Raw genomic sequence first — 16,137 nt, forward strand, 5'->3', positions numbered from 1 at the left:
GTTATTTCAACTGAAGGCTATAGGTAAAGCGGGTATTATCCGACCAAATCAAATATTTATCCAGGGGTTTTGGACCACAACTGTTCGATCCCACACCCATTGTTTTGGTCGAAATTCTGAATACTGTTGCCGAACTTGCCGGAAGATCAATTTTGTATTCTACCGGATTCATCTGCTCGTCGGTATAGGGCAATGCAGCCACCTGCATCAGGTTTTCGTCGGCTTGCACCAATAAACGCGGCATGCCGGTACCTTTCAGTTCTGCCCACCTTACTTCTTCATGATTGCCCTGTTCCATCGGCTTTTCGTATTCGTACTGATTGTTTACCGCCAATTCGTACAAACCAACATCAGCAGCGCTTTTGCGGTCGGCATAATTCTCCTGCGGACCACGTCCGAAATAAGCCATGCGGTCGAGTTTCTTATCCAGCAACATACGCACCCCTATCTCTGCCAGATTAATACGCAAGCCCGTGAATTCAATTTTATTATCAACTTTCACCTTTCCATCGCCTGTGATGAGGTAAGTTGCCGTATGATAAGCCCCGAAACCTTCTTTGCCTTCGGCCTTAACGGTGGCAATTACCTTGACGGAAGCATTATCCACTACCTCAGCTTTGAAATCGACCAGAGAGTATTGAAGCGCATTCACGCCAAATTTCTCCCATTGACGGAATGCCCAGTCATCATCGGTACGGTGAGCTGCGCGCCAGAAGTGCAGTTTGGGTGCACCATCGGAAGCCAACAGATCGGTTCCATTTTTAGTGAGCTGGCTCATAAAGCCCGTTTTCTTATCAAAAACAACAGAAAAGCCATTACCCGAAATCGTTGCGAGATCTTTTGTTTGAACAAGTTTTACAGGCTGTGTAGCTTTTGCATCTACTACAGGTAGCGTATTGACCGGAAGCTTAAACTGAGCAGAAGCTACTTCAAAACCTTTGTCGGCCCAAAGCGTTTTTTCTTTTTGTTTGTACGAAATACAGAGGAAGTATTCAGCACCGGCTTTCGGATGTTCTATTTTGTATGGAATCATGGCCTGAAAAACTCCTTTGCTCCAGGTAGGACGCATTTTCACCTGCCCGTTGTCAATTTCCTGTCCGTTTTCGGTCAGGCTCCAAGTTGCATCAAATCCATTCAGCGAAATAAACTGGTATTTGTTTTTTATACGAATCTCTCCCGTAGCCGCATCGCTCAGTTCCGTATCGATCCACTGGAAGGCTTTTTTCATTTCCGGATAATGCGGTTTCACTTTGGGTCCTTCGGTAGTACGATCGAAGGACACTACTCCTTTGTGAATGAAATAGTGGTCGTTAGGAGCTTCACCAAAACCACCGCCGTAAGCTAATATCGGATGCTTGGGATCACGTTTGTTCCACAATGCCTGATCCTGAAACTCCCAGATTGCACCTCCCAAAATTTCGGGATTCTCATCAAACGCCTTGGAGTATTCGTCAAGAGAACCCATTGAGTTGAACATGGCGTGAACAAATTCGCAGATATACAAAGGTTTCGTTAACCCCCAGTTTTTTACCATATCGACATAATCAGCAGCTGTACCATACATTCTGCCATCGAAATCGGCTGGATTATTTTTACCTGTTCCAAAACGTTCGTAGTGCACAAAACGCGAAGGGTCAAGACTTTTTACCGTATTTAAGGCGGCAACAAAATTGGAACCGACCCGGCCACATTCATTTCCGAGCGACCAGATTATTACCGACGGATGGTTTTTGAAGTTCTCAACATTAGCAACGTTGCGGTCAATAATGGCAGCTTTCATGGTCGGTTCTTCATCGAAACGACCATCATACCCATGACATTCGCAATTGGCTTCGGCCACCAACCAGATTCCCCACTCGTCGCACAACTCATACCAACGGGGATTATCAGAATAATGGCTGGTACGCACGTGATTGCAATTGCCCTGTTTTATCACTTCGAGGTCGCGGATCATCTGTGCCTCGGTAACGGCATGTCCCACGTCAGACCAGTGTTCGTGACGGTTCACGCCTTTCAGTTTGATGGGCACGCCATTCACCGTAAATACACGTCCTTTGATTTCGAGCTTGCGGAACCCGACTTTGGACGAAAGAATTTCTCCTTCCGAACAGCCCAGCACTATCGTGTAGAGATTAGGAGTTTCGGCAGTCCATTTTGCAGGATTGTCCACCGTAAATTTTACCGTCAATTGTTCTTCCTGTTTTGACGCAAGGGCTTTCCCCACGGCATTCCCTTTGGCAATAACGTTTCCTGCCTTGTCATATAGTGTAGCGGTAAATGTTTGTGGTTTTCCGGTTTTATCGCCGTAGTTCTTCAGTTTTGCCAACACCTCGACAGTAGCATTTTTATAATCTTTATCGAGATCTTGCTTTACAAAGAAGTCGCGGATGTGTACCTGTGGCGCACTCCAAAGCGTTACATCGCGGAAAATTCCGTGCAAACGAAACATATCCTGATCTTCGAGCCAGGTACCTGAACTATATTGATACACCTCAACGGCCAGCGTATTTTTGCCGGGCTTTACATATTTTGTCAGGTCGAAGTCGGCTGCATTGCGGCTATTGACGCTGTAACCCACTCTTTCTCCGTTGACCCAGATAAAAAAGGCACAATCCACCCCATTGAAGGTGATAAAAATGCGACGTCCATCCCATTCGGCAGGCACTTCGAAATCGCGGCGATAGCTTCCTACCGGGTTGCGTTCTTTGTAGGAAGTGTACCATTTTTCGGGTTCGCTCATTACACGTGGAAAGTCTTTTTTGATGGTATAGCCGAGGTTGCGGTAAAACGGAGTTCCGTATCCATGCACTTCCCAGTTAGACGGAACGGGAATCTCTTTCCAGCCCGAAACATCAAAATCGGTTTTGTAAAAATCTTTCGGACGTTTGTCTGGGGTTGGCACCCAGTTGAATTTCCAGTTGCCATTCAAACTGCGGCATTGCGATGAAGCCAGACGATTGGCTACCAACGCCTCCTGCAAATTGCCATAAGGCATCAGGGTTGCATGGTAAGGTTCTTTGTTGATACCCAAACATTCGGGATTCTCAATTTCGGCAGGATAGTCAATCCCCGACCGCAACTGTAATGGATCTTCGGCAAATGCCGTCGTAATTGTCCCGGAAAAACAGAGAAACAACGAGACTAAGATTAACGTTAAACGTGACATAGCTATATTGATTTGTATTTTAGTTATCGAACAACAACGGTAGTTTTTTTCAGGTCTTTAGCATCCGAGCTATTGCCATAAAAGATTTCATATTCGCCCGGAGTAACCATCATCTTGCGTTGGCTCCAGTCGTAGAATTCAAAAGAAGAGGCGGGCAAATCGATAGTAACATTTGTTTTTTGTCCGGCGTTGAGACTTACGCGCTGGAATCCTTTCAAAGTTTTGAGTGGCCCTTCCACATCGTTCACCTTACGAACATACACCTGCACAATTTCCGTTCCCTGACGTTTACCTGTATTGGAAACCGGAATCGTCACCTTCACATCTTCGTTCGCACTCAGCGTATTTTTGTCGAGGGTGGCGTTGCCAATAGCAAATTTGGTATAGCTCAATCCGTAACCAAAAGGAAAGAGTGCATCAGTCATGTAGCGATAAGTACGTCCTTTCATCGAATAATCTTCAAAATCCTTCAACTGGTCGGAACTTTTATAGAAGGTAATCGGGAGTTTGCCCGAAGGGTTGTAATCCCCGAAAAGCACGTCGGCAACAGCCTGTCCTCCGGATTCGCCCGGATACCATGCCTGAAGAATGGCATCGCACGATTCGGTTTCGGGAGTCAACGCAATGGCAGAACCCGAGCAATTGACAAAAATCACTTTCTTACCGGCGTCTTTCAATGCTTTCAGACAGTTACGCTGAACAGCCGGAAGATCGATATTGGTACGGTCGCCTCCTTTGAAACCCGGATACGACACCGGCATTTCTTCTCCTTCAAGGCTTCCCGACAAACCACCGACAAACACTACTGTCTCAACACCCTTCAGCTTATCAATCAGTTTGGTATAATCCACATTGAGTTCTTTCCCAAAATCAAGTTCAATGTTTGCCTGCCAGTTGTTTTTCTGAGCATATCTGATCTCGATTTTGTATGTTTTACCGGCTTCGACCTTGAAAGGAATACGCGAAGGCAATGTACGCCAGTTGCTATATTTCTGAAGAGACTGACCGTTTACAATCAGTTCGTAATCGCCGGTTGCACCTCCCTTAAACACCAATTCTTCCGATACTTTTGGTGTAAATTCGGCTTCGAAAAGGCCTGAAAATCCTTCCAGTTTTACGCCCGACGCAAACTCGTGCTGACCGGCAGTCGTCATTTTGATCGGGTTGGAGATTTGTACGGTAGCAACGGGATCGCCGCTACGGTCGGTATTGTTCCAGTAGGTAACCTTAAATCCTTTTTTATTAGCGGACGAGAGCTGATCGAAATAGCTTTGCGTTACTTTATCTTCAACCAGGTCACAGCCTTTGTCATACACTATTTTTTTGTCCGAGATCTTTGTTTTGATCCCGTCAAGGATAGAAATGGTATGCACCGGAGTTCCGTTGTAGTTACCCCAAAGCATCGGTTTGTCATTTGCATTCGGACCGATTACGGCAATCTGCTTTCCCGTTTTCGACAACGGCAACAGGTTCTTTTTATTCTGAAGCAGCGTCATTGCTTCGCGGGCCATGTCCAACGCCAGTTGGCGATGTTCCTGATTGTTCAGCACCGATGCAGGTATCTGCGCCCAGGGAACAATGGAGTTATCGTCGAAATCACCCAGATCGAAACGCCCCGTCAGTACACGAAGCAGGCTTTTGTTTATATCGTTTTCTTTAATCAAGCCTTTGTCGACAGCGGCCGGAAGGTCTTTGAAAGGATAGTTTTCCCAGACACACTCTACGTCGGTTCCTGCCAAAACAGCCTTTGATGCGGCATGAACGGCATCCGACGACACTTTGTGACTGGTAAAGAAGTCGGTTACGGCACCACAATCGGAAACCACCATGTATTTATATCCCCACTCATCGCGAAGGATACGCTGCAAAAGGCGGGTGTTTCCGCAACACGGCTCATCGTCCAGACGCTGGTAGGCACACATCACCTGACACACATCGGCATCCTGCACCAATGCTTTGAAAGCCGGCAGGTAGGTTTCGTACAATTCGCGTGGATTTACATTGTTCAGATTGAGTTCGTGACGGCTCCATTCCGGACCGGAGTGCACAGCATAGTGCTTGGCACAAGCCAGCAATTTGCGGTATTTTGCATCGGCAGGCCCTTGCAAACCCTTCACCACCTGCACGCCCATTCGCGAAGTGAGGTATGGATCTTCTCCGTAAGTCTCCTGCCCGCGTCCCCAGCGCGGATCACGGAAAATGTTGACATTCGGGGTCCAAACCGAAAGGCTGAGGAAACGCTTGTTTTCATTGCCCCGTTGCAACCACAAATTGTATTTGGCACGACCTTCATCGGAAATAGCATTGTAAATACGGTACAACAGCTTATCGTCGAACGAAGCCGCCATACCCACAGGCTCAGGAAAAACGGTAACACTATCGTTGTTGGCATACCCATGAAGCGCTTCGCTCCACCAGTTGAATTTCTTAATTCCCAAACGGGGAATCGCATCCGACTGATCGCACATCAGCGTCGCTTTTTCGGTAAGCGTCAATCGCGAAATAAGGTCTTTGGCGCGTGCTTCGGAACTCAGGTTCGGATTTTGATAGGGCAACTGTTGACCCCAGGACGTTGCAGACAACAACAGAAAAGCAGATACACAAATGCCTTTCCCAAAAGTTTTAAACATTGCTGTTTCCATGAATATGTAATTAATTATCTATTTATTTGCATCACAACAAAGGCCTCAGACTGGCGACAAATCCGCCTCTCCGGAGCATCTTGATATCTACCGATGATGATTTATCTACCACAAGATATTGCGTAGAGAACTCTTTATCATGTTTGCCATCGGCAATCAACGTCAGCTTATATTTCACCCCTTCAGGGAGAAAACCGAATTCCAGCTTTGTTCTCTTTTCGCGCATATTCTCGGCACTGATGCCTCCAATGTACCAGTCGTTACCTTTCTGACGGGCAATAATTATGTATTTACCGGGATAACCGTCAAGCAGTTTTGTATTGTCCCAAGTATTCGGCACCTCTTTCAGGAAAGTGCGGGCAGCATCCGGCAACGCGTAATATCCTTCGGGTCTGTCTGCAAAATGTTCTATTCCGGATTCAAAGACAACGCTCAATGCCAGCTCGTGTCCGTAGGACGTGGTGTGAGGGAATTGGGAATTGGTAAACGTTACCGGCGTATAATCCATTGCACCAACCACGTTGCGGGTAAATGGCAATACTGTGTTATGTTCGGGTGCTGTCGTGGTGAATTCGGGTCCGTTGTTGTACCATTCGGCACCACGCACGCCTTCGTATGTCATCAGGTGCGGATAGGTGCGCGCCCAACCGCGCGGCACTAAGCAACCATGAAAATAGACCATCATCCCAAACTTTGCTGCATCGTCCAGAATGTCCAGATAATACTTAATCATGTCCTGCTTTTCGCTTTCAAAAAAGTCGATTTTCACCCCTGCTACTCCCAGGTTCTTCAGTTTAGTAAACTCTTCCACGCGGTTTTCGTGGGTCAGCATCCGATCTTTTGGCGTAGCCGACACCCAGGTATGATCTCCGCCGGAGTTGTACCACATCAGCGGCTTAAGTCCTTTGGATTTGATGTATTTAAGCGCATCTTCCAGCTTGCCGCCATTGCCCATTGCATCCCATTCCCAATCGAGCAAAGTATAAGGCCAACCCATTGCTGCGGCCAAGTCAGCAAATTCGCACACCGTTTTGTAGTCCTTCGTGCCATGGTTGTCCGACCAGTAGTTCCACGATGCAATTCCGGGTTTGATCCAATCGGTTTTAGTCACGACTGAAGGAGGACAAACATCGTCAACCAACGTTGATTCTACAATATCTGCAAGGCTACCTACCACAATCACACGCCATGGTGATTTCCAGGGCAAGGTAACGGTAGGTTGTGATTCGCCTTTCCCGCGTCCGTTCCATTGGTCGGGGAAAGTAATTTTATATTCAGTACCTGTTCCGGCGTTGGAAAGCTTCGACCCGCAGTAATTACGGTCGAGATCGGCTTCGTGAATCAGGTACCAGCACGATTTGTCGGGAGTATTGAACAGAGCCGGATAGCCCCAGTCCTGCTGCACTTTTCCATCTACCATTGAGGAGTAAAGCCCTTCGTTGGCCGGATTGAATTTTTCCAGCCATCGCTTCGTACTATCCGGTATGGAATAAGCTGTAAGTTCGTCTTTTACCACAAACGAACCCGATTTCTCGGGAAATTCATAACGGAAAGCCACACCATCGTTGTAAGCTCTCATTATAAGGTTCAATTTCGCTTTCGACGGCGTTTCAAAAGCAACCGTCAATTCATTAGCCTGATTGGTGCAATGCGCACGTTTGCCATGCACTGCCGTATAATCTTCATGAATCGAAACCGGTTTGCCCGTCCTGACTAATCTCAGCGCTTTGGAGAAATCCTGATCGCTACGCAAAAGACCGAGGTTGATTTGCGGAATGACCTCCGTCTGTTTTACTCCGTTCTGGTAAGAAACCTTCAGATACCAGCTCCCGGCATCCGAGTTTTGGCGGCTACAGAGTTCAACGCTAACCTTTTGATTGGGAGAAACTAGTGTTGCATTCTGTGCAAATGCTTCAGTGCAAAACATACAGGCAAAAGCCAGTAAAACAGCAGGAATCTTTCTGTTTTTCATGTGAATATAATTTTCTTGTTTAAATGCACATGAAACGATCCCGGTGTAACAAGATCGTTTCATGTGAGTAATATAAAGACTTAAGCATCTATGTAAAAGCCGGTTGCCTGACTAAAAGCACAAGTCTTCAGCTTATCCGTGTATCGCGTTATTTTCGTCCGCTATTGGTGATGTGGAAATAGTCGAACGAAACATCAAACGGAGTTGCAGGTTTGGTCGTATCGGGATCGAACCAGAATGTATTTTTCATACTTTGGATGATAACTCCGTCACATGCGATCAAACCTACTTTTATGTTTTTGAGGAAACTTTTGGCTGTGCCAAGTTTCTCGAACTTAGTTCCATCCAGCGAATAATAAGCAGTATAAGCGCCGCCGTTCTTTTCAAGTTTCAAAATCAACGAGTTGCTACCCGTAATCTCCTTTCGGAGGTTGAACGAAGCCGCCGACTTAGCAATGCCGTTCTCTTCTACCACCAGATCAACAGTTCCGGCTTGTACTCCGGGGCCACGTCCCTGACGCGAAGTCTTGGTTACCGCACGAAGCATTAATTTTACAAAGTTGTTATCATCCTGATAAGCAACAAGACCAGCATTTTCGGGCTGAGACGGAACTCTCGAACCTACCAGCTTCGTTTCGGCCACCCAGTCGTTGTTTGCACTTTGGAGTAAAACATTCTTTGCATCATTGCTACCTTCGGATATATCGCCTTTTTCGGTAGTAATAGTAAGCGAACCCAGAACTTTTGTAAAGCTGTAATTAGCAGCGTTTTCTCTGAGCCACTGCCATTGTTTCCCGGCAGAGGCAGCATTGAAATCATCGCCTTCCGAAGCAGCATCAAAGTTAAAATAATATGTGTTGGTTTCAAACGTATTGTTGTCGATAAACTTAACAATTGCAGTTCCCGGAATCTCTTTAGCCTGTTCAACATCCACCGAAATGCTATTGTCCAAGGCAGTTGCTTTGACTACCGGCAGTTTAGCGTTCTTTTTCAGCAAATAACTATATGCCTTCTCATCTTTGCTAAAGCCCTGAATTTCTTTCCCGTTGATTTTGATCGATTTGGGTGTAAGATCAGGCATAACTTTTACCGGATAGCTATTGGAAACAGTGGTTCCGTCGACTGTTACAGAAGCGAAGATCGATGCGACTCCGGCACTCTGAGCTGTTACTTTACCGGTGTTGTCAACGCTGGCAACCGCAGGGTTATTGCTCTTGTAGGTTACCTGAGCTTTGGCAAGGTTGCAGAAGCTATCGTCCGACATCGAAGCCGTCACACTGGTTTGCAAAGTATTGCCCGGACGCAAAACAGTTTTGTCGCCTTCGGCTACAACAGTGGTTAAAACCGGTTTGTATGTGCCGCTCATGTTCGCCGAAACTTCGCCTTTAATATCTCTGGAAGAAGCGCCAATTTCAAAGACATATTTGCCCTGATCGAAGGTAATCCGTTTGTTGGCAGCATCCCAGAACCAAAGGTCGGCACAATCAATATCTATCGAAATAGTTTGTGTTTGACCTCTCGGAATGGTCACTCTCTTAAATCCTTTGAGGCGTTTGATGGGTCTTTGGAGTGAAGCTGCACTTTCCGGAGTTTTAACATACACCTGAACTACCTCATCACCATCTACATCTCCTGTATTTTTAACATCGGCAGTAATGGTAATTTTATCGTTTGGAGTAATCGTTTTTTTGCTGATTCCGAAATTGCTGTATGCAAAAGTGGTATAGGAGAGTCCGTATCCGAATTCGTAGGTAACATCCTTGTCGAAATACATGTAAGTACGACCGTTTTTACCGGTAGCGCCGCGCAGTGTATAATCGTTAAAGTCGGGTAAATCGTTCAATGATTTGTACCAGGTAACGCTTGTTTTTCCGCCGGGATTTACTTCACCAAATAACACTTTAGCCATGGCAGCACCCTGATTCTGACCATTGTATCCGGTAAAAATAAGACCTGCAATATTGGGATTGTTTTTAAATTGTTCGGCTTCCACCATGCCCATACCCTGAATCACTACGATTGTATTCGGATTGACAGATGAAATAGCCTTAATCAGTTCGTTCTGATTACCCGGCAAATTGATGGAAAAACGATCGGATTCTTCGCGCCCGGTTGTCTGATCGGTGCCTACAAACACCAAGGCAACATCGGCCGAAGCTGCCATATCAAGCGTTTCTTTATCGGTAGCCGGAACTTCGGCTTCGTGATAAACCAAAACAAGGGTTTGCGAACCTGTGATCCCCAGTGTATTGATCTTCACCGGAATATTTTTGGGTCTGCCTCCAAAGCCCATGAATCCACCGTTGGCCTGAGGTGTGCCCTCGATTTTCTTAGAAGCCAAAATATTACCGGTAGCTGATCCGACACGAATTTCGATCGTTCCTCCTTCCGGAGAGACATTCATATTCAGCCGAATTGAATCTACATCGGTTATATCCACGTTATTATAAGCGGTCCAATCTCCGTCTTTTATCCCTTTGATCGATTTACTGCCAAAGCGTTCGGTAGCTATCAAACCGGGAGCAGAAGCATCGAATTTGGTTGCATCAAACTGTTTTACGGTTTTGTTTGTTGTGATGGTGGAAAATCCGGACATCATGAAGAAATCTGTACGCTTTTCGGTATTTCCACCGGCTTTAGAAACCACTTCCGTGGTGTAGTTGTTGTCCGCAAGGTATTTTTTTATGCCTTCGAGCGGAGTTATTCTGTATTTTGACTCAATTTCACCTGAATAATCGCCTAACTCTACTTTATCGGCCTGCGGACCGAGCACCGCAATGCGTTTGATAGTTGCAGCATTGAGAGGCAATGCCTTTTTACTGGTCTTCGCTACGGCATTGTTTTTGAGCAATACCGGAGTTTTGGTGGCAACTTCCAAGGCGAGGTCGTTATGGGAAGGATCGTTGATAATGTTGGGTTGAATACCAGCAAACGGAACAATATTCTGAGGATCGAATTCGCCCAGTCTCATTCTGATGGCAAACAGATTAATCAGCGCCTTGTCCATGTCGGCTTCGGTAATCAATCCCTGCTTTAGCGCTTCCAGTGCGCTGGACTGGTATATGCCGCCACAATCGGAATCGACACCTGTCTTGAGCCCCATAGCAGCAGCTTCCGCTTTCGATTTTGCATAATGATGACCGTTCAGAATATCGGCCACCGCATCACAGTCTCCGGTTACATATCCGTCCAATCCGTAGGTTTTACGTGCAATCGAATCAACCAGAAATTTACTTGCCGACATTGGAACACCATTCACAGCACTATAAGCTGTCATAATTGCTGGCAGCTTGTCCTTTTCAATTAATGATTTGTAAGGATACAAATAGAATTCACGCATATCGCGATCATCCATATTGGCACTTCCCGTATGCCGGTTAAACTCCGTATTGTTGGCAAAGAAGTGTTTGCCGCAAGGAACCGCTTTCAAATACTTCGGATCATCACCCATCAAACCGCGGATAAATCCGCTGCTTATTTGCGAAATCAGGAAAGGATCTTCTCCAAAAGTTTCTCCGGTACGTCCCCAACGTGGATCACGGGTAGGTTCCACCACGGGTGACCAGTATGTGAGAGTAAAAATATAGTTGTGGTTAAACCCTCTGGCTTCATTACCAATAACGTTTGTTTCCCGTTTAATCAGCTCAGGATCCCAGGTGCAGCCCACGGCAACACTATTAGGGAAGGAAGTGGAAGTCATCCCGCTATTGTCATTGCGGCCGGCAACACCGTGGAGAGCTTCTCCCCAAACATCATACTTTTTGACACCTAAACGAGGAATAGGAGGCATGGTATTTCCCAACTGACTCTGTTTTTCTTCCAGTGTCATTCGGGAAACAAGATCAGTGGCCCGTTCTTTAAAAGAATAGGCTGTATTGAGATAAATCGGTAACTTCGGCTTTTCGGCTTTTACCAAAAAACTTTGGGGATTGAAACCGATCAACACTAACAAGAGAATTAAAAAACTTTGTCTGTAAAGATTGGAGCGTTCATCTTTACACGACACAAAAAAAAGTTTCATTTTATAGATATTAGATGGTTATTTCAATATTATACAAGTCGTCACGACTTTTGCTTGTTTAAGTACTCAGAGAAGGACTGTTTTATGAATAACAAAACCGTAAAACGCCACCCTTCTTCATCCACAATAAGAGACTAAGATTCGGCAAATAAAGCAATCGCACTGTTTAGGCGAAACACCAAGCAAGACGCTAATCTAAAAGGATATTGCCGTCAATATTTTTTACAAAACCTTATAAACTCCGATTATTACATATGGCTCTTCGCCGGGCTTTAATGCCGGCATTCTCAATGTACCCAGAAATATGGCGTGATTCAGATAACTATACGGACTTTTCTCGGGTACTTCAAAATCCAAAACCGATTTGCAGTAAAACGCTTTTGTTGCTGCATCTACATGAATCAAGGCCTGGTTAAGAACCTGAAAAGTGTATCCGTCGTCCGTTTTCATGAGATAACGGGCATTCAGTTCTGTATCGCCATCTGGACGAACCAACTGCCAGTCTTCTCCTCCGGGCAAAACCACACCTTTAATTTTCGGACCGCTGAAAGTGCCGCCAGTTATAGGAATCACACGTCTCGTCCCTCTTTTGCTTTCACCGACATTAATCATGCCGCTAATTTTAACCTTAGCTTCCCACATAAATTCGGTTTTGAAATCTTTGTACAAAGAATCGGGTTTAACCGAATTGCTGCTTTGCGCATTCATGCATTGAAAAGCACACAGAATAAATGCCGCGATATAAATTAGTCTTTTCATCTTTCAGAATTATTTTCCCCAGGCTGCACCTTCCGGGCTTCTTCTCCATTTGAAATAATTGTCTAACACTTTGAGCGACTCCAGACTCGGCACTGATCCAACGTGAGGTGTTTGTTGCAAATACATTACCGAAGGTTTATTCTCGTTAAATGCTGGCCATTCTACGCTTCCTTTTGCATTGGGAGTCCCATATTTTGCAAAGTTTGTCCAGTAAGTCCCCATGGCTTCCGATATTGCAAGATCCGATTTTGTAGTTTGGGGATTAGATGGATCAAGGTGCATAAACACGTAAGCCACATCTTGTCCGTGAGGCGATCCGAAGCCATATTGTGGCGATTCTTTAGGATAGTCGGGATGTTGGTCGAAGTAGTACAAAAAGGCGTTTGACTTACCCGTTTTTGTCTGAAGACGAGCCCAACTCCATGTATGCCAGCCAAAGGCAGCATCACGGGCTAAGTCGCGGGCAGTTTTAGGAACCGAATTTTCTGTCACAGGATAAGCTTTTATAAGATCGTCCGCAAATTTTCCATAACGGGCTCTTACTCCTGCAATATAATCTTCAGGCTTTTTTTCGTGCGAGAAACTGGCACCCTCATCAGAATTATAGCCAATAAGCACCGGAACATCGTTGTATTTGCCGGCTTCGTACAACTTATACTGATCGTCGGGAATTACAAAGCCATCCACAATCGGCCAGCCACCGGGCATTCCGAATCCCATAGGAAGTTTGTCGGCTTCAATTTTCCGCAGCTCAGCAAGAGATGTCACGCCGGCTTTCTTCATATAATTCACGCCTTCGGCTTCCGCCTGTTTTAGCGTTTGCATGTTTTCGCCAGGGAAAGAGACCAAACGAGTAGGCCCGAAAGAGCCACCGCTTTGAGAGATTGCTCCCTGAAAAAGTCCTTTTGTCAGGGGCGATGCACAAAGCATACTGACTGAAATAGCTCCGGCAGACTCGCCGAAGATGGTAACTTTGTTCGGATCGCCGCCAAAGGCTGCAATATTTTTCTTAACCCATTGCAATGCTGCTATCTGATCGAGTAACCCATAGTTGCCCGAAACGTGGTCTGGACTTTCGGCACTCAATTCTGGATGGGCTATAAACCCAAGCTGACCAACACGGTAGGCAATACTAACCAAAACAACCCCTTTTTGCGCAAGCTTTTCACCGGAATAACCCGGTTCTGATGTAGACCCGAAACTAAATCCGCCTCCGTAAATCCATACCAGTACCGGAATTTTGTCACCTGCCGATTTTGCAGGAGTCCAGACATTCAGATACAAGCAATCTTCGCTCTTTCCTGAAGGAGTGTTTCCTCCCTGAAAAGGAGCCGGAGCAAATTTATCTGCTTGCTTTACGCCTTCCCAGCTTTTTGCCGGCTGAGGAGCTTTCCAGCGAAGATCCCCGACTGGCGGAGCTGCGAAAGGAATTCCTTTGTAAACCGTCAGACCGTTTTCATAAACGCCCTGAACCAAGCCTTTGTCTGTTTTTACCGGAGCCGGTTGTTGTGCTGATACGAATTGAGCACTAAACAAAAGCGCTGCTGCAATCCAAGAAAAATATTTCATATATTACTGAATGATTTATGGTTAATTCGCATTTCACTTAGAAAACTGTAATGCTTTTACGAATATTTGTTCTTTACTCCCCTGAGGGAATTTTACAAATACATCATGGTGCCCCGAGACAGGTTGCACCGGTACAGAAAAAGTTTTCCAGTCTGCTGCACCTGTTACATTGACCGGCATTTTTGCAATCAACTTTCCGGTTGTCAGGTCATCGATCCAAATCTCAATCATACCTTTTGTTTGTGAGGTGGCCTCCAGTTGAACTGCTTTTACGGTGCCTCTTCCCAGCTCGACACCGGATATCATAAACCATCCTCCGTCAACCGAGGTATTAGTCACACATTTATAATTTCCTTTAACCTGTTTTTCTACACCATAATAGTTGCTATATCCGATAGCCGGCATAGACGAATAACCATCTTTACAAATGAAGAAGTCAAAATCGGCCGGTTTTCCTTCTGCAAACAAACCGACACTTGTTCCCACCCAGGAGTTATAATTTGGCTGAACTTTGTCCAATTCAACTGCACTAACGGGAACTCCGAGTGATATCCAGTTTCGCCCGTCACCACTGCAATATGCCGTCAGATTGTGTTCATAACGTACCAATTTCAACCACACAACGTTACCAAACCGGTTGTCAATGCTACGCGTTTCAGCGTTGAAGTTTAGGATAATTTTCTTGCCATTATCAAATCCGGTATAGAGTCTGACAATTTCTTTCTGATTACCATTGGTAAGGTAAATACCGGCTTTTGATGCAGCATTAATTGCATTCAAATCTAACTTGGTTACAACCGTATAGTAATGATCCGTCTCTTTTTGTACCAAATGCGTACGGGTTGAATCCGGAGTTAGTCTCACCCACCCTTTTCGTGCCGAAAGCGAATAGGTTGCTGCTGCCTTCTTTGTAAGGAAATGCCAGTTATTGCTTAACACATCTGCATCAAAGTCATCACTTTGTGCGCTTCTCCAAAGAATTCCGGATTGTGGCAATTTCGGTTTTGCAATAGGTTGAGTGGTAGGTGCCAAACCCCAGGGACGATCACCTTCCCAGATAACAGGGTAGAGCGAGGTTTGACGGCCGGTTCCCGACCAGTCATCGTTATCATATTTCTCGTAACTTTGAGCAAGACACCACCAGGTACCGTCTGCCAGTTGGTACGGTGCCGACATGTGGTTGGGGCGACGAAAGCCAACATTAGGATCGGAAATTGGTTTGAAAAATTCGCCCAGACGTTCCCATTTCGTGGAATCGGCAGTCAGTTCTTTTGATCTCAGTACATATTGACCTCCGGAAACATCACCCGCCGGGAAGTAAAAATAATAACCATTGCGTTTGCACATTACAGGACCTTCTGCCCAGCTATATTGGAGCTTTCTATTCACCCAGTCAAGGTCAATAACCTTACCTGCCAACTGACCGTCCCGTCCAAGCGCTTGTATGCGGTTTGTTTTCTGCCCATTCTTAATCACCATATAAGGAGTGCCGTCATCATCCACAAAGATAGAGTTGTCGTATCCTAAAGGTCCGGTTTCCGGATTGGATTTTACCTGAACCGGATCTGACCACGGCCCGGTTGGTGAATCGGCTTTACAAAACCATTGACCACCGGCTGAAAAGTAAATCCAGTATGAGCCATAAAAATAAGTAATTGCTCCCTGCCAGATACCAGCAGAAGGACGGTCTGCGACCCAACCAGCTTTGGACGGCGGCAACACTCTTCCGATTACTTCCCAGTGAACCAAATCTTTGGAGTGATAAATGGGCATGTAAGGGTTAAAGTGAAATGTCGATCCGCAATGATAAAAATCGTCGCCTACTTTTAAGAGTGTTGGATCCGGATGGTCACCGGGCAACACCGGATTAACATACGTGTTTACTTGTTGAAAATTTGACTTATCCGAACCGGATTGTGCTTGCAAGCAAGAGAATGAAGAAAAAAGTAAGGCTCCTGCAAGAGAGCATAATAAGTTGCGCATTGGAATGTAAATTATGTTTGAATTG

Annotated in this window: 7 protein-coding genes; all 7 read right to left on the minus strand. The window is 45.7% G+C overall.

Features of this window, described 5'->3' with window-relative positions; translation table 11 throughout:
• Position 1: 1 nt before the first annotated feature.
• Complete coding sequence (locus PJIAN_RS10080) at positions 2–3,166, minus strand: glycoside hydrolase family 2 TIM barrel-domain containing protein (protein ID WP_068704589.1); 3,165 nt, start codon at positions 3,164–3,166, stop codon at positions 2–4.
• A gap of 23 nt (positions 3,167–3,189) precedes the next feature.
• Positions 3,190–5,808, minus strand: coding sequence for a xylan 1,4-beta-xylosidase (xyl3A, locus tag PJIAN_RS10085; RefSeq protein ID WP_236714396.1), 2,619 nt, complete (start codon positions 5,806–5,808; stop codon positions 3,190–3,192).
• A gap of 31 nt (positions 5,809–5,839) precedes the next feature.
• Positions 5,840–7,780, minus strand: a complete 1,941-nt coding sequence (locus PJIAN_RS10090) for a glycoside hydrolase family 97 protein (protein WP_068704715.1) — start codon at positions 7,778–7,780, stop codon at positions 5,840–5,842.
• A 148-nt stretch (positions 7,781–7,928) separates the two neighbouring features.
• Positions 7,929–11,801: a glycoside hydrolase family 3 C-terminal domain-containing protein gene (locus PJIAN_RS10095; protein ID WP_084252363.1), complete on the minus strand. Its 3,873-nt coding sequence runs from the start codon at positions 11,799–11,801 to the stop codon at positions 7,929–7,931.
• Between the two features lie 222 nt (positions 11,802–12,023).
• A complete protein-coding gene (locus tag PJIAN_RS10100) occupies positions 12,024–12,560 on the minus strand; it encodes a DUF3237 domain-containing protein (RefSeq protein ID WP_084252364.1) in 537 nt (178 codons plus the stop codon).
• A 9-nt stretch (positions 12,561–12,569) separates the two neighbouring features.
• Positions 12,570–14,129, minus strand: coding sequence for a carboxylesterase/lipase family protein (locus PJIAN_RS10105; protein WP_068704594.1), 1,560 nt, complete (start codon positions 14,127–14,129; stop codon positions 12,570–12,572).
• 33 nt (positions 14,130–14,162) lie between these two features.
• Positions 14,163–16,112 (minus strand): family 43 glycosylhydrolase, encoded by a 1,950-nt coding sequence (locus PJIAN_RS10110; RefSeq protein WP_068704595.1) that lies wholly within the window; start codon positions 16,110–16,112, stop codon positions 14,163–14,165.
• Positions 16,113–16,137: the final 25 nt, after the last annotated feature.

The sequence above is a fragment of the Paludibacter jiangxiensis genome (assembly GCF_001618385.1).
Taxonomy (GTDB): Bacteria; Bacteroidota; Bacteroidia; order Bacteroidales; family Paludibacteraceae; genus Microbacter; species Microbacter jiangxiensis.